Below are 17,957 nucleotides of genomic sequence, written 5' to 3'. Positions count from 1 at the left end.
CTGCGATCCGCCATGAATCGGCGGGATGACGATCGAGTCCCTCATCGCCGACTATGGTTTCGCCGCGATCTTCCTCGGCGCGGGGATCGAGGGAGAAACCTGCGTGGTCGCCGGCGGGGTGCTGGCGCACCGTCATTTGCTGCCCTTATGGGCAGTGTGGTTTGCCGCTGCGTCCGGGTCGTTCGTCGCCGACCAGCTGTTCTTCGCCTCGGGCCGCTATTTCCGCGATCATCCGCGCGTCAGGCGCCTGGCCGCGAAGCCCGGCTTCGCCAAGGCGCTGGTCACCCTAGAACGGCATCCCGTGCTGTTCGTGATGGGCTTCCGCTTTCTCTACGGCCTGCGCACCATCAGCCCGATCGCGATCGGCACCTCGCATCTCCGCACGCGCACCTTCCTGCCGCTCAACGCGCTCGCCGCGGCGATCTGGGCGGCCCTGTTCACCGGCATCGGCTATGGTTTCGGCCATGGGATCGAGCGGCTGTTCGGCGATGCCCTGTCCGCCGGGCGCTTGCTGCCCATGCTGGCGGCCGGCCTCGTCCTGATCTTCGTCCTGTCGAAAACCGTGCAATGGCTGCACCACCGCTATGCCGACCGGTGCGAGCGTATTGCCGCCGCCGGGCGTGAGTCCCGCGCCTAGCTGATCAGCATGCCCGCCAGCGCGGCGCTCATCAGGTTCGCCAGGCTACCCGCGACCAGCGCGCGGATGCCGAGCTTGGCGATCATCGAGCGCTGGTTGGGGGCGAGGCTGCCGGCGGAGGCCATCTGAATCGCGATCGAGCTGAAATTGGCGAAACCGCACAGCGCGAAGGTCACGATCGCCGTGCTGCGGGGCGACAGTGTCTTGATCTGGCTGAGATCGGCAAAGGCGACAAACTCGTTGAGCACGACCTTGGTGCCGAGCAGACCGCCCGCGGTGCCCGCCTCGCTCCACGGAATGCTGAGCAGGAAGGCGACCGGCGACAGGATCGTACCGAGAATCGCCTGGAAGCTCAGAGTCGGATAGCCGAACCAGCTGCCGACCTCGCCGAGCAATCCGTTGGCGAGCGCGACCAGCGAAACGAAGGCCAGCACCATCGCCGCGACCGCGACCGCGATCTTCACGCCGGTCTGCGCCCCCATCGCGGCGGCCATGATGATGTTGGCGGCTCGTTCCTCCTCGATCGCGGCCTCGGCGACGCGGATCACCTGCGCCTCGATATCGTCACCGAGCGGCAGTTCGTCTTCGACGACATGGGGATCGTCGGGCATGATGATCTTGGCCATCAGCAGGCCGCCCGGCGCGGACATGAAGGAGGCGGCGAGCAGATAGGGGAGGGACGCGGGCCCGAGCAACGCGGCATAGGCGGCCAGGATCGTGCCCGCGACGCCGGCCATGCCGACCGTCATTACCGCGAACAGCTGCTGCGGCGTAAGCGACGCGAGATAGGGTCGGATCACCAGCGGGGCTTCGCTCTGGCCGACGAAGATGTTGGCGGCGGCGCAGAGCGATTCGACCTTGGAGACGCCCGTCACCCATTCGATCGCGCCGCCGATCCAGCGCACGATCACCTGCATGATGCCGAGATGATAGAGGACGGAGACCAAAGCGGCGAAGAAGATCACGACCGGCAGCGCCGAGATGGCGAACGACGTGCCGAAGCGCGGATCGGTGGCGAGCGGGCCGAAGATGACCTTGGTACCCTCTCCGGCATAGCCGAGCATCGCCGCGACGCCGTGCGACAGGCCCAGGATGGCGGCCTTGCCGGCGGGCACATAGAGCACCAGCACGGCGACGCCGGCCTGTAGCGCGAAGGCCGCGCCGACGACGCGCAGCCGGATCGCGCGCCGGTTGGTCGACAGCAGGAAGGCCAGGGCCAGGATGACGGCGATGCCGATGATACCGATCGGAAAACTGTTCATGAAGGGCGCCCGCCTGCGAATAAGACAACGCAGTCCCGGGGGGACGGCGCGGGAACCCACCATACAGGCCGGACGCGATTGGGCTAGTGGCGGTTTGACGTGCGCGTAAAAGGCGGTAGCGTCCCGGCGATGACTCAGACCCCTCCCGCGATCCCGCGTTCGCTCTTCGTCTATTCGATCTTCTATGGCGGCATGGTCTGCATCGCGGGCGTGCTCGGGGTCAAACAGGTTCAGCTCGGTCCGCTCGCGGTCGAGGCCGGGATCTTCGGCTTCCTGTTGCTGGTCGTAATGGGCAGCGCGGTGACCGAACTGCACGGCCGCAAGGCGGGCGACATGCTGGTCCGCTTCGGCTTCGTGCCGCTGATCGTCTCGGCGGCGCTGATTCAGGTCGTGCTGGCGTTGCCGACCGATCCGGGCATGTACCCGCCGGCGATCGAGGCCTTTCCGATCGTGGTGGGGCAAAGCGCGCGGATGATGATCGCGGGGCTGATCTCCTACGGCATCTCGCAGACGCTCAACATCTTCATCTTCTCGAAGCTGCGGGAGGGCACCGGCAAGCTGCTCTGGCTCCGCGGCATGATCGCCAGCATCGTCAGCCAGGTGGTCGATACCGTGCTGTTCATCTCGATATCCTTCTACGGCGAACGCCCGATCCTCGGCCTGATGGGCGGCCAGATGCTCGCCAAGGTCGTGCTGTCGATCGTGCTGGTGCCGTTCCTGATCACCTTCTTCGTCTGGCTCGGCCGCCGCCTGGACGCAGCGCGCTCTTAAACCCCTCCCGTAGGGGAGGGGACGCACGGCGAAGCCGGCGAGGGGAGGGCTCGGTCGGAACGGCCGGCTTTGGTCCCATGGCCCGTTCCGACCGAGCCCTCTCCTTCTCGCTGCTGCTCAGCTTGCCTCTCCCCGAAGGGAGAGGGGTAGTAGCTTTCACCAAGCTGACGTTCCGGTTATGGGGCCCGCATGACCGATCACTCCCCCGATCCCGCCCTGCTCGCCAAGGCCGAAACGCTCGTCGAGGCGCTGCCCTATATGCAGCGCTATGCCGGCGCGACCTTCGTCGTGAAATATGGCGGCCACGCCATGGGCGATCCCGAGGCGGCGCGCGATTTCGCCGAGGATGTGGTGCTGATGAAGGCGGTCGGGATCAACCCGGTGGTCGTCCATGGCGGCGGGCCGCAGATCGGCGCGATGCTGAAGCGGCTGGGCGTCGAATCGCGCTTCGTCGACGGGCTTCGCGTCACCGATGCGGAGACTGCGCGGATCGCCGAGATGGTCCTGGCCGGATCGATCAACAAGGAAATCGTCGGCTGGATCGGCCAGGCCGGCGGCCGCGCGGTCGGCATCTCCGGCAAGGATGGCGGTTTCGTCACCGCCGAGAAGGTCGGCCGCAACACCCCCGACCGGCTGCAGGGCATCGAGCGCCATGTCGATCTCGGATTCGTCGGCGAACCGGTCGGCGTCGACCGGCGGATCATCGACACCCTGTCGACCGCCGGCATCATCCCGGTGGTCGCGCCGATCGCGCAAGGGGCGGACGGCCAGACCTATAATATCAATGCCGATACCATGGCCGGCGCGATCGCCTCGGCACTGGGCGCGCAGCGCCTGTTCATGCTGACGGACGTGGTCGGCGTGCTCGACAAGTCGGGCGAGCTGATGACGGACCTGAATCCCGACGCCATCGCTGCGCTGCGTGCCGACGGCACGATCAGCGGGGGCATGATTCCGAAGCTCGAGACCTGCGTCGCCGCGGTCGAGGGCGGGGTCGACGCCGCGGTCATCCTCGACGGCCGGGTGCCGCATGCGATGCTGCTGGAAATCTTCACCCGGCGCGGTGCGGGCACGCTGGTTCGGCGCTGAACGGCCTGTTCGAAACGACCGCGTTTCGCTAGGCTTGGCTTCCACTCGACCCGGAGACCCGCCTTGGCCCTTTTGCTCGTCCTTCTTCAGATCGTTCAGGTGCTTCTCAACGTCGCCACCTGGATCATCCTGATCCAGGCGATCCTGTCCTGGCTGATCGCCTTCAACGTGATCAACACCCATAACGACACGGTCCGTCAAATCTGGGAAGCGCTGCGGAAAATCACCGAGCCCTTCTATCGCCCGATCCGGCGGATTCTGCCCGATTTCGGTGCGCTGGACCTGTCGCCGCTCGTGGTCCTGCTCATCCTCTACATCCTGTCCAACATCATCGTGCCGGCCATCTATGCCCAACTCGTCGCGGCGCCGGTCGTCTGAACCATGCCCGCCTGGGCGCTCCGGCCGGACGGCATCGCGATTGCGGTTCGTGTCACGCCCAGGTCCTCCCGCGACATTCTCGCGGCTGGAACCGACGATCATTTCGCGGCGCGGCTGAACGCGCCGCCGGTCGAGGGCGCGGCCAATGCGGCGCTGGTCGCCCTTGTCGCCAGGGCGTTCGGCGTGCCGAAACGCGACGTCAGCCTGGTCGCCGGAGAGACTGCGCGGCTGAAGCGGCTTGCCATCGCGGGCGAGCCTGCGCTGCTGGCGAAAATCGCCGCCAGTCTTTATGAGGCGGCGCCATGAGCGCTGACATCATCGACGGAAAAGCCTTTGCCCTGGCCCTGCGCGGTCGCATCGCCGAGCAGGTGACGGCGTTTGTCGCCGCCGCCGGCCGCCCGCCCGGGCTCGCGGTGGTGCTGGTCGGCGACGATCCGGCCTCCGCCGTCTATGTCCGCTCTAAGGGCCGGGCGGTGAAGGACGCCGGCATGGCGGGTTTCGAATATCGCCTACCCGCCGATGTCCCGCAGGACGAACTGGTCGCGCTGGTCGACCGGCTCAATGCCGATGCGAATGTCGACGGTATCCTCGTCCAGCTGCCCTTGCCGGCGCATATCGACGAGCGGGTCGTCACCACCCGGATCGACCCGGACAAGGATGTCGACGGATTCCACCCGGTCAATGCCGGCCGGCTCGCGACCGGCCTTTACGGCTTCGTGCCCTGCACTCCGCTCGGTTGCATCATGCTGCTCAAGGACCGGCTGGGCGATCTCGGCGGGCTCGACGCGGTGGTGATCGGCCGCTCCAACATCGTCGGCAAGCCGATGGCGCAGCTCCTCCTCAAGGAAAGCTGCACCGTCACCATCGCGCATTCCAGGACGAAGGACCTGTCGAGCGTGGTGCGCCGCGCCGATATCGTCGTGGCGGCGGTCGGCCGGCCCGAGATGATCCGCGGCGAATGGATCAAGCCCGGCGCGACCGTGATCGATGTCGGCATCAACCGGACCGAGGATGGGCTGGTCGGCGATGTCGATTTCGCCGGTGCCGCCAGCGTCGCCGGCGCGATCACCCCGGTGCCCGGCGGGGTCGGGCCGATGACGATCGCGGTGCTGCTGCGTAACACGCTGGTCTCGGCGCATCGCCGCATGAAGGTGCCCTACGACAAGGACGCGCTGTGATCGTCCTGCTCCTCGCCGCGGCGGTGCCGCAGACCGCGGCGCAGGCCGAGCGCGCCTTTGCCAACGCCGCCCAGGCCGAGGGGCAATGGACCGCGTTCCGCCGCTACGCGACCGAGGATGCGGTGATGTTTGCGCCCCAGCCGGTGAAGACGCAGGACTTTCTCAGGGACCGCAAGGATCCGCCGGCCGCGTTGATGTGGTGGGCGGCTGACAGCTATGTCTCGTGCGACGGCGCGCTGGCGGTCAATACCGGCCCGTGGATCAGGCCGAAGGGCGACGCGTTCGGCTATTTTTCGACCGTCTGGCAGCGTCAGGCCGATGGCGGCTGGAAATGGACGATGGACGGCGGCGATGGCCTCGCCAAACCGCGCCCCGCCGGCGACGCGCCGAAGATTCGCCGCGGCTCGTGCAAGGGCAGCCCTTCCACCGTCGCCGCGGTGCGCTACCGCGACGGTGAGACCGCCGAGGGCCAGTCGGAAGACCGCACGCTCGCCTGGCGCTGGCACGTCGCCCCGGATGGCGCGCGCAGCTTCGACGTCTGGCTGTGGGACGGGCGCGTCATGAAACCGGTCATGACCGACCGGATCGCGGCGCAGTGAGCACGTCAGGCCTGATCGCGCTCTACGTCTCCTCGCTGATCACCTTCTTCGTGGTGATCGATCCGCCGGGCTGCGCGCCGATCTATGCCGGCCTGACCAAGGGCGCGTCGCCGGCGCATCGCCGCGCCATGGCGGTCCGCTCGGTTCTGGTCGCCTCGGCGATCCTGTTCGTCTTCGCGCTGTTCGGCGAGGATCTGCTGCGCGCGCTCGGCATCAGCCTGGCGAGCTTCCGCATCGCGGGCGGCATCATGCTGTTCCTGATCGCGCTCGAGATGGTGTTCGAGAAACGCACGCAGCGGCGCGAGGACCGAGCGGCGAAGGTCGCCGAGACGCCCGAGGTCGAGGACGTCTCAATCTTCCCCATGGCCATGCCGATGATCGCCGGCCCCGGCTCGATCGCCTCGGTCATGCTGCTGATGAGCCGCAATGACGGGATCGAGCGCACCCTCGTCGTGCTCGCCGCGCTGGCGACGATCCTGGCGCTGACCTTGCTCGCCCTGCTCGCGGCGGGGCCGATCATGCGCGTGCTCGGCGTCAAGATCGAGGCGGTGATCACTCGGCTGCTCGGCGTGCTCCTCGCGGCGCTCGCCGTGCAGTTCGTGATCGACGGGGTACGGATCAGCCTGTTGTAGAACCGCTTCGCTCAGGCGGTTGTACCCTTCACCGTTCGTTTCGAGCGCAGTCGAGAAACCTGGCATGCGATACCGCCAGCCAATGTGTCTCGACGTCGCTCGACACGAACCGAAATGGGGCTAGTCGGGGCGTTCAGCCCCATCCTCATAATGGATCCGGAACAGGCGCAGCGGCGATTTCTTCGGCAGCGGCAGCTGCTCGAGCCAGGCGGGCACCTTGTTATGCGCCAGCTGGTCGTAGAAGCCGCCCGGCGCGCGCGAGCGATAGATCGTCGATTCCGCCATGTTGGGGCAGATCAGCAGCAAGCTGGCGCCGTGCCGCTTCGCGATCGCGCGGAAATTCTCCGGCGTGCCCTTGAAGGCGTGCTGCACGTCGAGGATCGCGTCGCCATTGCGGTGATAAGGGCCGGCGATCGCGCTGTGGTGCGTGATGGTGATCAGCCGCGGACCGAGATCGACAAAGGTGAAGATCGTCTGCGCCGGCAGCTTGTCGAGCGGGGCGAGCGCCGGGATGGTCGGGCAGCGGCCGCTGGCATTGTTGACGATCTGCACCCGCGCGCTTGGTGGATCGATCCTGAAATATTTGATGACGAGGCCGGAAAACAGGCCGGACACCGCCAGCAGCCCGGTGACGGTGCCAAGTACACGCACCAGGACGGAGCGATGGCCCAGGCACCAGGGCAGGATGATCCAGGCAAGCGCGGTCGCGCCCGGCACTGCCAGCAGCTGCGCGGCCGGCCCGGCGCGCGCCTGCCACAACAGCATCAGCGCGGCAAAGCTGCAGAACAGCAGCACCGGCATCCAGCCGTTGAACCGGGGCGTGCCGCGCGCGCGCCAGGTGGCGATGCAGGCGCCGATGATGCCGATCACCGGCAAGGTCACGATCGGGAAGGCGGTGCGGAAAGCGTGCTTGTAGATCGGCCGGGCCTCGCGGACATTGTCCAGCCAGTTGCGGGCAAGCTCAGGCGAGACCTGTTCGGGCCGCCCCAGGCATTGCGGGAAGACCAGGGCGAAGCCGATGGCGATGATCAGGCCCGCCACCACGGCGAGCGACAGCCGGGCCATGCGCTGTTCGGGGTTGATCCGGCCAAGCACGAACAGCAACGCCCCCGCCGCGACCATCACGCTGAGCCAGACCGGCGTGAGCGCATCGCAGCGCAGCACTTCGTTTGCGTAGGAGCCGAACAGCGCATAGCCGAGCGCGGAGCCGCCGCCGAGCGTCAGCGCATAGACCGTCATGCGCTGCACGTCGCCGCGGTCCTGGATCCAGCGCAGCGCGATGATCGCCCCGGCCATCGCCGCATAGGGCAGCAGCTCGAGCCCGATGGTCAGCGAGACCGCGCTGGCGACACCCACCATCGCCCCGCCGCGCGCGCCCATGCGGTCGGCAAGGCCGGCGACGGTCAGGCTCAGCATGGCGAGCTGCCAGCCATGGTGATCGATCCGGTCGGGCATGAACATCAGGATGGTCGAGGTGCAACCCGCCACCAGGAATACCAGCGCGAGCGGCCAGGAAATCCCGCCGACCAGCCGGCGCACGGTGGCGGCGATGCCGATCATCGCGATCGACAGTGGCAGGATCGGCGCGATGCCGCAGGCCAGCTTTTCCGCCTCCGCCACGCCGACGAACGGCTTGAACAGCAGGATCAGCGCGGCGATCGGCAGGTCGACGATCCGGCTCCAGTGAATGTCGAACCCGCCCGGCGGATTGAGCTTGTACTGGCGCAGATCGTACCAGCCCTGGCCATTCATCAGCGCGCGCACCTGGGCGAGCCGCATATTGTCGTCGGTGTCGCCCAGCGACAGCCAGTGGATCGCGTTCCACCGGTCGATCATGAACCAGATGCCGACCGCCAGCCAGGCGATCAGGGTCAGCCGCAGCCAATATCTGTCCAGCTCGCGGACAAGAGGACGATCGGTCGTGTTTTGCAAAGGGCTTCCCTCGGTCACGTTCGCGCTCTAGTGCGGCGCGCGTAAAGGGCAAGGTACGCGTGACGGCGATTATCAGACAGATCGAGACCTGGCGGACGAGCGGCATGCTCGGCCAGCTCATTCGCTTCGGCATTGCCGGGGGCATTTCGACCGTCATCTATTCGGCGGTCTATCTGCCGCTGACGCATTGGGTATTCCCCGCGCGACAGGCGGTCTATGCGGTCCCCTTCGCTTTCGCCGTCGCGGTGACGGCGGGTTTCTTCCTGCATAGCGCCTGGAGCTTCAAGGGGCACGGCACGCGCGATTCGAGCGGGCGCCAGCATGCGAAGTTCGTCGCGGTGCAGGGTTTCGGCCTGGTGCTGAACGCGCTGCTCACTTGGCTGATCACTGGCCTGCTGCATCAACCGGTCTGGGTGCCGCTGATCCCCGTGGTCTTCGTGATTCCGCTCGCGACCTTTGCGCTCAATCGCTGGTGGGTGTTCGGCTGATATGGACAGAATCGTCTATGACCGCATGGCGGCGCACGATTCCACGCATTGGTGGTACCGGGCGCGCCGCGACATCCTGGCCGAGTATCTGGCGCGCGAGGGCCATCTGCCTGCCAATGCCCGCATCCTGGAGATCGGTTGCGGCACCGGCCACAATTTGCCGATGCTCGCCGCCTTCGGCCGCATCGACGCGATCGAGATCGATCCCGCCGCGCGCGAGATCGCGAGCGCCCGGCTCGGCCGCGAGGTCGGCGCGGCGCCGCTCCCGGCGCTGACCGGGGTCGAGCGCGGCGCCTATGACCTGATCGCGGTGCTCGACGTGGTCGAGCATATCGAGGACGATGTCGGCGCGCTGAAGGCCATGGCCGAATGTCTGAAGCCGGGCGGCAAGATCCTGATCACGGTGCCGGCGCATCAATGGATGTGGAGCGCGCACGACGTGGTGAACCATCATCATCGCCGCTATTCCAAGGCGGGGCTGGTCAGGGTCATCCGCGCGGCGGGGCTCGAGCCCCGCAAGCTCGGCTATTTCAACTCGCTGCTCTTCCCGCTCGCCGCAGCGGCACGGCTGGCCGGCCGGCTGACCGGCAAGGATGACAGCGACGATTCGCCGCCGCCAAAGATCGTCAACACCCTGTTCGAAAAGATCTTCCGCTTCGAACGCCACCTCGTCGGCCGCGTGCCGCTGTCACCGGGCGTCTCGATCATCACCCTGGCGTCGCCGGCGAAATAGGCGCTCCGGCGACCATCCCCTGATCGTCACCCCGGACTTGTTCCGGGGTCCGTCGCTCCGCACACGCAACGACTGCGGCGCTTGCGGAACGATGGATGCCGGAACAAGTCCGGCATGACGAAGAAGTGTTTTGGTCTGACCGTGTCGATCCGGCCTTACTCGCCCTTCGGCGGGCCCTCGGCGACATCGGGTCGCCCGGCTGGCGCAGCCACCTCCGCGCGGTACCCGAGCGTCGCCCGCCCCTGCACCGGGCCGGCGATGTCGGCGACCAGATACAATGGCCGCCGCTTCGATTCGACATAGAGCCGGCCGAGATATTCGCCGATCATGCCAAGCACGAACATCTGCACCGCGCCGAGCAGCACCACCACCAGCATGGTCGAGGTCCAGCCCTGCACGGCGCTGCCGGTGAAGAAACCGATCGCGATATAGACGAACAGCAGCAGCGAGGCGCCGGTCAGCGCCAGCCCGACATGGCTCGCGAAGCGCAACGGGGCCGTCGAGAAGCCGGTCACCGCGTCGAGCGCGAAGCGGACCATCTTGCCGAGCGGATATTTGGTTTCGCCGGCATGGCGCTCGGCCCGGTCATAGACGAACGGGATCTGGCGGAAGCCGATCCACGCGACCATGCCGCGGATGAACCGCGCCTGTTCGGGCAGCGACAGGAAGGCGTCGAGCGCCCGCCGGCTCATCAGCCGGAAATCGCCGGTGTCGAGCGGGATCGGCGTGTCGGTGATGCGGTCGAGCATGCGGTAGAAGATCGCGGCGGTCGCTTTCTTGAAGATGCTCTCGCCCTCGCGCTTGCGGCGCACGGCATAGACCACGTCGGCCTGTTGCTCCGTCATCGCCTTGCGCATGTCGGTGAGCAGCTCGGGCGGATCTTGCAGGTCGGCGTCGATGATCAGGATCTGCTCGCCGGCGCAGAGATCGAGGCCGGCGGTCAGCGCGAGCTGATGGCCATGGTTGCGCGACAGGTTGATCGCGACGAGGCGCGGATCGGCGGCGGCGATCCGCTGCATTACCTGCCAGCTTTCGTCGCGCGAGCCGTCATTGACGAACAGGATTTCGAAATCCTCGCCCACCGCCGCGCGCGCCGCCGCGGCGACGCGGGCATGCAGGGCATCGAGACAGGCTGCCTCGTTATAGCAGGGGACGACGACGGAAAGGGCGGGACGATGCATGGGCGCGCTGTTTAACGGCAACTCATCCCCCCGTCATCGGAAGATTGCGCTGGATCAAGCGGAGCCGGATCGCCGCCTTTCAAGAACGGTCGTCGCCACGCTCGACGAACCGCTGTCCTGGAACGAGGCCTGAGGATCAGCCTCCGGGGCGCCATATCCCTTGCACGGGCCGTGCGATGATCACACTGTGCTCAGGCCCATGAGCATGCGGCTGCGGTCGGGAAACATGCGATAAATCTTGGCCGTCGAACTGGGGATCATGATGTCTCGATCGGATGAAGGCGCGCCCGGCGCTACACGACCCTGGGGCTTTGCGCCGGCACCGGTTTCGACGCGCTTGTTGTCGGGAAGCGTGGCGGTGCGCAGCTATGGGGACGATTGGGTCGGCGACAACAGCGATATCCGGTCGCCCGATCCTGTGCATGTCTTCACCGACATCGACATGACGGCCTGGGCCGCCATCTTCCTCGACGCCGTCGACGGGTTGTTCGCGCCGGGCATGCGCGCGGCGATCGTCGCGCTCGATCCCGATCGCGCGGCCTCGCTCGCCGGGCACAAGCAACAGCTCGCCGACATCCTCGCATCGACTCTGCTCCCCGTCCTTGTCGTCCCCGGTCAGGTGCCCGCGATGGAAGAGGCGCGCGCGCTCTTCCGCCAGGCCCTGCTCGACCGTCTCGGCACTGCCTATGCCCCGGATGGAAACGGCGCCCCATTGCCGTTCGGGCCGCGACCGCCCTCGATCCGCGCCATGGGCGCCGTCACCGCGCCGGCGCCGGTGTCGATCGCGGCGGCACTTTTATGGGACTGCGTGGTCACGATCGAAACCTCGCAGGCCGCCCAGGACGAGATGCTGCTGTCTCTCATCATGAATGATCCGTCTCCGGTCGATCCGGCGACGGGGCCGGCTATCGGGGCGATAATGCCCCGGGCGGCCGCGGCCACGACCCTGTTCGACGCGCTGGCCCGGACAATCGTCGAGTGGCCGCAGATCGCACCGCAGCTCGCGGCGGCATTGGCGGGCGGCAGCGCGACCGTGGCGCGCGCCGCGCTGGAACGATGGGACGCGCTGATCGGCGATGTAGTTTCGACATGGCCGGACTGGCGCGCGCGGGACTTGCCGATCGAGCGCGCGGATGTCGACACGGCATCCGCTGGCGCGGCCATCTGGCGCTACGCCGTCGATTTCCGGACGCTGCCGGACCTTCGCGTCACGCGCTTTCCCGGCGACGACGGGATGCCGCCATGGCCGGCGATCACCGGCTTCGTCGCGCCGGCCGGGCCCGGCCAGGCCTGCGACAGCTATCGGGCCTTAGCCGCTCATCCTGCGGGCGGACCGCTGACCTTCACCTGGGCCATGCCGCCCATGATCCAGGCGCGAAAGGTCGATGTCGCGGCTCAAGCGCGGCGCAACGCCAATCTGGCGCCGCCCGACTCGCCCGACGGCACCCTGGTCGATCCGGCGTTCATCCACACGACGCCGCTGGTGAAAGGGCTGGAACCCCTGGTTCCGTTGGCCGATCTGCCATCGCATCCTTTCCGGATCGGAGCGGGGGCGGCGACGCTGTCGGAGGCGATGGGCGATCTGTTCGCGTCCTTGCTGCCCGAGCCGGTGCCGACGGGCCCCGCGCTTCGCGATATCCATATCGACATCGAAGCGTCCTGGCGGGTCTCGCTGGGCATCGGCGACAGTCAGGCGGACGTCGGCGTTCCGATATGCCTGGCGGACGCCGTCCTCGCATTGTCCCCGGACGTGTCGGAAGGCTCAGTCCCGGTCGACGCATTCCGCCGGAAAGTGACCGACGCGCTGCTTGACTGGCATGCCGCCACCCCGCCGCAGGACGATCCGGCCGTCCTCCGCTTCGCCGTCACGCTGGCGCGGCCAGGCGAGGAGCGCCGCATACCGCTGGTCTGTCTCGGCCGGATCGATGTCGCTGTTCCGATCGCGCGGACAGGCTGGTGGCGATGAGGGGCCTGACGGCTCGCTGCTCCGACCTCCACCGCGTTCCCGACTGCTGGTCGTTACGTCCTGGGCTTAATTCAGGGCATTGAACCATAGCATAAATATCTGGACTTGATCGTCCAAGCGCGCGTCGCCGATCGTCAGACCCGCTCCACCATGTTGACCGCGTCGGCCGCGCGCAGCGCTGCGATCAGCCGGGTCAGGTGATGCAGGTCGTGCACCTCCACATCGATCGTGTTGGTGTGGAATCCGGTGTCGCGATTGTCGAGCCGCATGTTGACGATATTGGCCTTTTGCGCGCCGATGATCGTCGCGATCACGCCCAGCGCGCCGGGCTCGTTCTTCACCTCGACCGAGATGCGCGCGGTCGCGCCCTCGGTCTTGTCGCCCCAGGCGATATCGACCCAGTCGGCATCGTCGCTGTCGGCGAGCCGCGGGCAGTTGATCACATGAATCTCGATGCCCTCGTTCGGGCGGCGCAGCCCGACGATCCGGTCGCCCGGCACCGGGTGGCAGCATTCGGCCAGGTCGAACGCGACGCCCGGGGTCAGTCCCTTGATCGAGATCGCGCTGGTCTGGATCGGCGTCGCCCGTGCTGTCGCGGTGCCGCCGGAGCCGGGCATCAGCGCCTCCATCACTTCGGGGTCGGTGATGCGGCGGCGTGCGATCGCCTCCAGCAGCGCGGCTTCGTCGGGCAGCTTCAACCGCTTCAGCGCCGCGCCGATCGCCCCTGCCGCCAGCGGCGCGGGCAGGTGCGACAGGATCTCGTCATAGATTTTGCGGCCGAGCGCCTGAGTCTCCTCGCGCTCCTTGTACCGCAAATGGCGGCGGATCGCGGCGCGGGCCTTGCCGGTGATGGCGAAGCTCAGCCAGTTGGCCTGGGGCTCCTGCGCCTTGGAGCGCAGGATCTGCACCTGGTCGCCATTCTCGATGCTGGTCTTGAGCGGCACCACGCGCCCGTTGATCTTCGCGCCGACCGCCTGGTCGCCCAGATCGGTATGCACGGCATAGGCGAAGTCGATCGGCGTCGCGCCCTTGGGCAGCTGGTGCAGCTCGCCCTTGGGGGTGAAGGCGAAGATCCGGTCCTGGTACATCGCCATGCGCGTATGCTCGAGCAGCTCTTCCGGGCTCTCGGCATTGTCGAGAATCTCGACCAGGTCGCGGATCCAGCTCACCTGAGTCTCGGGGCGTACCTTGTCCTGTTTGTACGCCCAGTGCGCGGCGAGGCCGAGCTCGGCCTCCTCATGCATCTCCTCGGTGCGGATCTGCACTTCGACCCGGGTATTGTCGGCATGGATCACGCTGGTGTGGAGCGAGCGATAGCCATTGCGCTTGGGGGTCGAGATATAGTCCTTGAACCGCCCCGGCACCATCGGCCAGCGGCGATGGATCACGCCCAGCGCCTGGTAACAGGCCTCCTCGGTCGGCACGATTGCGCGGAACGCCATGATGTCGGAAAGCTGCTCGAAGCTGATGTGCCGCTCGGCCATCTTCTTCCAGATCGAATAGGGGTGTTTCTCGCGGCCCGAGATGTCGGCGTCGATGCCGTGGCGGGACAGCAGCAGTTTCAGCCCCGATCCGATCTTGGCGATCCGGTCACCGCCGCCTTCCTTGAGCCGGGTCAGCCTTTTGGTGATCGATTCATAGGCTTCCGGCTCGAGCTCCTTGAAGGCGAGCGTCTGCATCTCCTTCATGAACTCGTACATGCCGATCCGCTCGGCGAGCGGGGCATAGATGTCCATCGTCTCGCGCGCGATGCGGCGGCGCTTGTCGGGGTTGGGGATGTAGTGGAGCGTCCGCATATTGTGCAGCCGGTCGGCCAGCTTGACCAGCAGCACGCGGATATCGTCCGACATGGCGAGCAGGAATTTGCGCAGATTCTCCGCGGCGCGCTCATTCTCGGTCTGCGCCTCGATCTTCGACAGCTTGGTGACACCGTCGACCAGCCGCGCGACCGCGGGGCCGAACAGCCGTTCGATCTCCTCGATCGTCGCGACGGTATCTTCGACCGTGTCGTGCAGGATCGCGGTCGCGATCGTCTCGTCGTCGAGATGCAGCTCGGTCAGGATGCCGGCCACCTCGATCGGATGGCTGAAATAGGGGTCGCCCGAGGCGCGCTTCTGCGTGCCGTGCGCGTTGACCGAGAAGACATAGGCGCGATTCAGCAGCGCCTCGTCGGCTTGCGGGTCATAGTCGAGGACCCGGTCTACAAGTTCATATTGGCGCAGCACGCCTTAAGATGGGGCCGCGAACTGTTGCTTTGCAACAAAAAGCTGGCCGCGGCAGTACGATTGCCGCGGCCGAGGGGATATCACTTCGCGCGGGCGTTGCACTTGGCGAGCGCCTCGGCGTCGAACGCCTGGCCGCCGGCGGTGAACTCGCTCAGCGCGCCGGCGCGCTGCACGATCATCTGGCAGACGATGTTGTCGCGCGCGCTGGTCTTGTTCGCGGTGAAATTGGTGTCGCGCCATTTCCACATCACATTGTTGGTAATGAAGCTGGTCTTGGCCGGCTGCGCGACCGGGGTCGCGGTGTAATAGCCGCCCGGGCCCTGCGCGATGCCGACGGTCGGCGACAGCGCCATGACGGAACCGGCGAGCGCGGCAGCGATTGAAAGAATGCGGGTCATTGTTAGTCCTCCTTGAATCCAGTTGCGAATCACTACCTACTGCATTAGGTAGTAAGTTGCAACTGAAAACTTATATGTCATTTCCATGACGAGCGATTTGGGTTAGGCTCCATGGGTCGAGAGGAACGAGATGGGCGGTAAAATCCGTGAAGTACTGAGCGTTTGCAGCCTGCCTGCCGCGCTCGAGGCCATGGGCGAACGCTGGAGCTTCATGATCCTGCGGGCCGCCTTCAACGGCCTCCATCATTTCGAGGAGTTCCAGTCGGAGCTCGGCATCGCGCGCAATATCCTCGCCAATCGGCTCGCCCGGCTGGTCGAGCACGGCATCCTGACGCGCGAGGCGATGCCGGAGGATCGGCGCAAGATCGAATATCGCCTGACCGAGAAGGGCGCGGCGCTGCTGCCGACGATGATCGCGCTCCGGCAATGGGGCGAACGCTGGGAGACCGGCATGCCCGCCACCCCGGTGCTGGTCGACGCGCGCGACATGCGCCCGATCGGCCCGATCGAGGTGCGCGCCTGGGACGGGCGGGTGCTGACCAAGCAGGACCTGCTCTGGGCACTCGCCGAGGATGTCGTGCACGAACCCGAGATGCGCGCGGCGGAATAGGGGGCGGGGACTTAAACCACCCGTTCGCCCCGAGCTTGTCGAAGGGCTGCACTTCTTCGTTTCAGAGAAAGGGCAGGGCTTCGACAAGCTCAGCCCGAACGGAACATGTTCCTACTCCTGCCGCAACCCTTCCAGGAACGCCCGGATTGGGGCGCCGATCGCGACCGGTTTGCCGGTCGGCAGGTGCACATTGACGACGACCATGTCGATCACCGTGTGCAGATCGCCCGTCACCGCATGGCACAGCTCGAACCGCTGAGTCATGCTCGACGTGCCGATCCGCTCGATCCGTACGAAGGCGTCGAGTGAATCGCCGAACACGAACGGCTTCAGATAATCGATCTCGGTGCGGCGGACATGGAATTCGGTCTCGGTCCAGGCGGCCCCCAGCGTGTCGCTGATCCCGGTCCAGTCCCAGAATTCGGTTGCCGCGACATCGGCATATTCCAGATAGCGCGAGTTGAAGACCACTTTCTGCCCGTCGATCTCGGCATAGCGGACCTTGAGGCGGGTGGAGAAGGCGAAGCCGGGGCGAGTCATGCGGCGGCGATGGCCCGCGCCGGCCCCGCCGTCAATCCGATCGCCCCCGGCCCCGCTCCCCCGCCCTGCTCGCCGGCGGTCAGCCGGTGCGCGCCGGCGTGTTCACGCCCATGCTCTGGAGATAGCGCTTCACGTTGCGCGCCGCCTGGCGCAGCCGCTGCTCATTCTCCACCATCGCGATGCGCACATAGCCTTCGCCATTCTCGCCGTACCCGACGCCCGGCGCGACCGCGACCTTGGCATGGGTGAGCAGCTGCTTGGAGAATTCCAGGCTGCCGAGATGCGCCAGTGCCGGCGGCAGCGGCGCCCAGGCGAACATCGAGGCGCGGGGCGCCGGAATGTCCCAGCCGGCGCGGCCGAAGCTCTCGATCAGCACGTCGCGGCGGCGCTGATAGAGCTGGCGATTCTGCTCGACGATATCCTGCGGCCCGTTGATCGCGGCCACCGCGGCGGCCTGGATCGGGGTGAAGGCGCCGTAATCGAGATAGGATTTCACCCGCGTCAGCGCCGAGATGAGCTGCGGATTGCCCACCGCGAAGCCGATCCGCCAGCCGGCCATGGAATAGGTCTTGGACAGCGAGGTGAACTCGACCGCGACGTCCTTCGCGCCCGGCACCTGCAGGATCGAGGGTGTCGGCTTGCCGTCATAATAGAGCTCGGAATAAGCGAGGTCGGACAGTACCCAGAGCTTGTGCTCCTTCGCGAACGCCACGACCCGCTCGTAGAACGCCAGGTCGACCACTTCGGCGGTCGGGTTGGACGGATAGCCCATCACCAACACGCTCGGACGCGGCACGGTAAAGGCCATGGCCCGCTCCAGCGCCTCGAAATACTGCTCGTCGGGCGTGGTCGGCACGCTGCGGATCGTGGCACCTGCGATGATGAAGCCGAAGGTGTGGATCGGATAGCTCGGGTTCGGCGCGAGCACGACGTCGCCCGGCGCGGTGATCGCCTGGGCGAGATTGGCCAGGCCCTCCTTGGAGCCGAGCGTGACCACCACTTCGGTATCGGGATTGAGCTCGACGCCGAAACGCCGCTGGTAATAGCCGGCCTGGGCCTTGCGCAGCCCGGGGATGCCCTTCGACGCCGAATAGCCATGCGCATCGGGCTTGCGCGCCACTTCGCACAATTTGTCGATGACGTGCGGCGGCGGTGGCAGGTCCGGATTGCCCATGCCCAGGTCGATGATGTCCTCGCCTGCCGCGCGCGCTTCCGCCCGCATCGCATTCACTTCGGCGATGACATAGGGGGGCAGGCGCTTGATGCGGTAGAAATCGTCGGACATGGCTCACTTCCGGTTGGAGGAGCGACGACCCTTAGTTTATTTGCGCCCGCTCG

The 17,957-nt window shown here is 66.7% G+C and carries 20 protein-coding genes; 13 read left to right on the top strand and 7 right to left on the bottom strand.

What is annotated here, in order from left to right:
• The first annotated feature begins 25 nt into the window (after positions 1–25).
• Entirely contained in the window at positions 26–637 is a 612-nt protein-coding gene (locus ACZ1I2_RS00745; protein WP_465171494.1) for a DedA family protein, read from the top strand.
• Here the strand turns inward: ACZ1I2_RS00745 and ACZ1I2_RS00740 are convergent.
• Positions 634–1,899: a NupC/NupG family nucleoside CNT transporter gene (locus ACZ1I2_RS00740; protein ID WP_465175458.1), complete on the bottom strand. Its 1,266-nt coding sequence runs from the start codon at positions 1,897–1,899 to the stop codon at positions 634–636. The two genes, ACZ1I2_RS00745 and ACZ1I2_RS00740, sit on opposite strands and share 4 nt — an antisense overlap.
• Positions 1,900–2,028: 129 nt before the next feature.
• On the opposite strand from ACZ1I2_RS00740, the gene ACZ1I2_RS00735 reads away from it, so the two are divergent.
• From ACZ1I2_RS00735 to ACZ1I2_RS00705, 7 genes are all read left to right on the top strand, one after another.
• Complete coding sequence (locus ACZ1I2_RS00735) at positions 2,029–2,670, top strand: queuosine precursor transporter (protein ID WP_465171496.1); 642 nt, start codon at positions 2,029–2,031, stop codon at positions 2,668–2,670.
• 189 nt (positions 2,671–2,859) lie between these two features.
• Positions 2,860–3,759, top strand: a complete 900-nt coding sequence (gene argB / locus ACZ1I2_RS00730; protein WP_465171497.1) for an acetylglutamate kinase — start codon at positions 2,860–2,862, stop codon at positions 3,757–3,759.
• A gap of 72 nt (positions 3,760–3,831) precedes the next feature.
• Positions 3,832–4,137, top strand: a complete 306-nt coding sequence (locus ACZ1I2_RS00725) for a YggT family protein (RefSeq protein WP_465174027.1) — start codon at positions 3,832–3,834, stop codon at positions 4,135–4,137.
• Positions 4,138–4,140: 3 nt separating this feature from the next.
• The gene (locus ACZ1I2_RS00720) at positions 4,141–4,443 is read left to right on the top strand and encodes a DUF167 domain-containing protein (protein ID WP_465171498.1); all 303 of its coding nucleotides are present in this window, start codon (positions 4,141–4,143) and stop codon (positions 4,441–4,443) included.
• Positions 4,440–5,315 (top strand): bifunctional methylenetetrahydrofolate dehydrogenase/methenyltetrahydrofolate cyclohydrolase FolD, encoded by an 876-nt coding sequence (gene folD / locus ACZ1I2_RS00715; protein WP_465171499.1) that lies wholly within the window; start codon positions 4,440–4,442, stop codon positions 5,313–5,315. Before ACZ1I2_RS00720 ends, folD begins: the two co-directional genes overlap by 4 nt.
• The gene (locus ACZ1I2_RS00710; protein WP_465171500.1) at positions 5,312–5,914 is read left to right on the top strand and encodes a Cif family virulence factor; all 603 of its coding nucleotides are present in this window, start codon (positions 5,312–5,314) and stop codon (positions 5,912–5,914) included. The genes folD and ACZ1I2_RS00710 overlap by 4 nt, the downstream gene beginning before the upstream one ends.
• An 11-nt stretch (positions 5,915–5,925) precedes the next feature.
• On the top strand, positions 5,926–6,546 hold the full coding sequence (locus tag ACZ1I2_RS00705; protein ID WP_465174028.1) for a MarC family protein: 621 nt from the start codon (positions 5,926–5,928) through the stop codon (positions 6,544–6,546).
• 120 nt (positions 6,547–6,666) lie between these two features.
• Here the strand turns inward: ACZ1I2_RS00705 and ACZ1I2_RS00700 are convergent, their stop codons facing one another.
• Complete coding sequence (locus ACZ1I2_RS00700; protein ID WP_465181552.1) at positions 6,667–8,496, bottom strand: AcrB/AcrD/AcrF family protein; 1,830 nt, start codon at positions 8,494–8,496, stop codon at positions 6,667–6,669.
• Between the two features lie 86 nt (positions 8,497–8,582).
• On the opposite strand from ACZ1I2_RS00700, the gene ACZ1I2_RS00695 reads away from it, so the two are divergent.
• Both ACZ1I2_RS00695 and ACZ1I2_RS00690 read left to right on the top strand, forming a co-directional pair.
• Positions 8,583–8,966 carry a GtrA family protein gene (locus ACZ1I2_RS00695; protein ID WP_465174029.1) on the top strand — a complete coding sequence of 128 codons (384 nt, stop codon included), beginning with the start codon at positions 8,583–8,585 and terminating at the stop codon, positions 8,964–8,966.
• A 1-nt stretch (position 8,967) separates the two neighbouring features.
• Positions 8,968–9,699, top strand: a complete 732-nt coding sequence (locus tag ACZ1I2_RS00690; RefSeq protein WP_465171502.1) for a class I SAM-dependent methyltransferase — start codon at positions 8,968–8,970, stop codon at positions 9,697–9,699.
• Between the two features lie 155 nt (positions 9,700–9,854).
• Here the strand turns inward: ACZ1I2_RS00690 and ACZ1I2_RS00685 are convergent, their stop codons facing one another.
• The gene (locus tag ACZ1I2_RS00685; RefSeq protein WP_465175459.1) at positions 9,855–10,880 is read right to left on the bottom strand and encodes a glycosyltransferase family 2 protein; all 1,026 of its coding nucleotides are present in this window, start codon (positions 10,878–10,880) and stop codon (positions 9,855–9,857) included.
• On the opposite strand from ACZ1I2_RS00685, the gene ACZ1I2_RS00680 reads away from it, so the two are divergent.
• Both ACZ1I2_RS00680 and ACZ1I2_RS00675 read left to right on the top strand, forming a co-directional pair.
• Entirely contained in the window at positions 10,879–11,013 is a 135-nt protein-coding gene (locus ACZ1I2_RS00680; protein ID WP_465175460.1) for a hypothetical protein, read from the top strand. The two genes, ACZ1I2_RS00685 and ACZ1I2_RS00680, sit on opposite strands and share 2 nt — an antisense overlap.
• A gap of 126 nt (positions 11,014–11,139) precedes the next feature.
• Complete coding sequence (locus ACZ1I2_RS00675) at positions 11,140–12,846, top strand: hypothetical protein (RefSeq protein WP_465181551.1); 1,707 nt, start codon at positions 11,140–11,142, stop codon at positions 12,844–12,846.
• 134 nt (positions 12,847–12,980) lie between these two features.
• On the opposite strand, the gene ACZ1I2_RS00670 is transcribed toward ACZ1I2_RS00675, so the two are convergent.
• Positions 12,981–15,071, bottom strand: coding sequence for a RelA/SpoT family protein (locus tag ACZ1I2_RS00670; protein WP_465175462.1), 2,091 nt, complete (start codon positions 15,069–15,071; stop codon positions 12,981–12,983).
• A gap of 80 nt (positions 15,072–15,151) precedes the next feature.
• Positions 15,152–15,469 (bottom strand): CC_3452 family protein, encoded by a 318-nt coding sequence (locus ACZ1I2_RS00665; protein WP_465171506.1) that lies wholly within the window; start codon positions 15,467–15,469, stop codon positions 15,152–15,154.
• Positions 15,470–15,599: 130 nt separating this feature from the next.
• Here ACZ1I2_RS00665 and ACZ1I2_RS00660 point away from each other — a divergent pair, with 130 nt between their 5' ends.
• Positions 15,600–16,079 carry a winged helix-turn-helix transcriptional regulator gene (locus ACZ1I2_RS00660; RefSeq protein WP_465171507.1) on the top strand — a complete coding sequence of 160 codons (480 nt, stop codon included), beginning with the start codon at positions 15,600–15,602 and terminating at the stop codon, positions 16,077–16,079.
• A gap of 111 nt (positions 16,080–16,190) precedes the next feature.
• Here ACZ1I2_RS00660 and ACZ1I2_RS00655 read toward each other — a convergent pair whose 3' ends face one another.
• On the bottom strand, positions 16,191–16,619 hold the full coding sequence (locus tag ACZ1I2_RS00655; protein ID WP_465171508.1) for an acyl-CoA thioesterase: 429 nt from the start codon (positions 16,617–16,619) through the stop codon (positions 16,191–16,193).
• Between the two features lie 79 nt (positions 16,620–16,698).
• The gene (locus tag ACZ1I2_RS00650; RefSeq protein ID WP_465171509.1) at positions 16,699–17,904 is read right to left on the bottom strand and encodes an LL-diaminopimelate aminotransferase; all 1,206 of its coding nucleotides are present in this window, start codon (positions 17,902–17,904) and stop codon (positions 16,699–16,701) included.
• Between the last annotated feature and the right edge of the window lie 53 nt (positions 17,905–17,957).

The organism is Sphingomonas sp. BL-S-29 (assembly GCF_055521495.1).
This window is presented reverse-complemented; position numbering and strand designations above follow the sequence as displayed.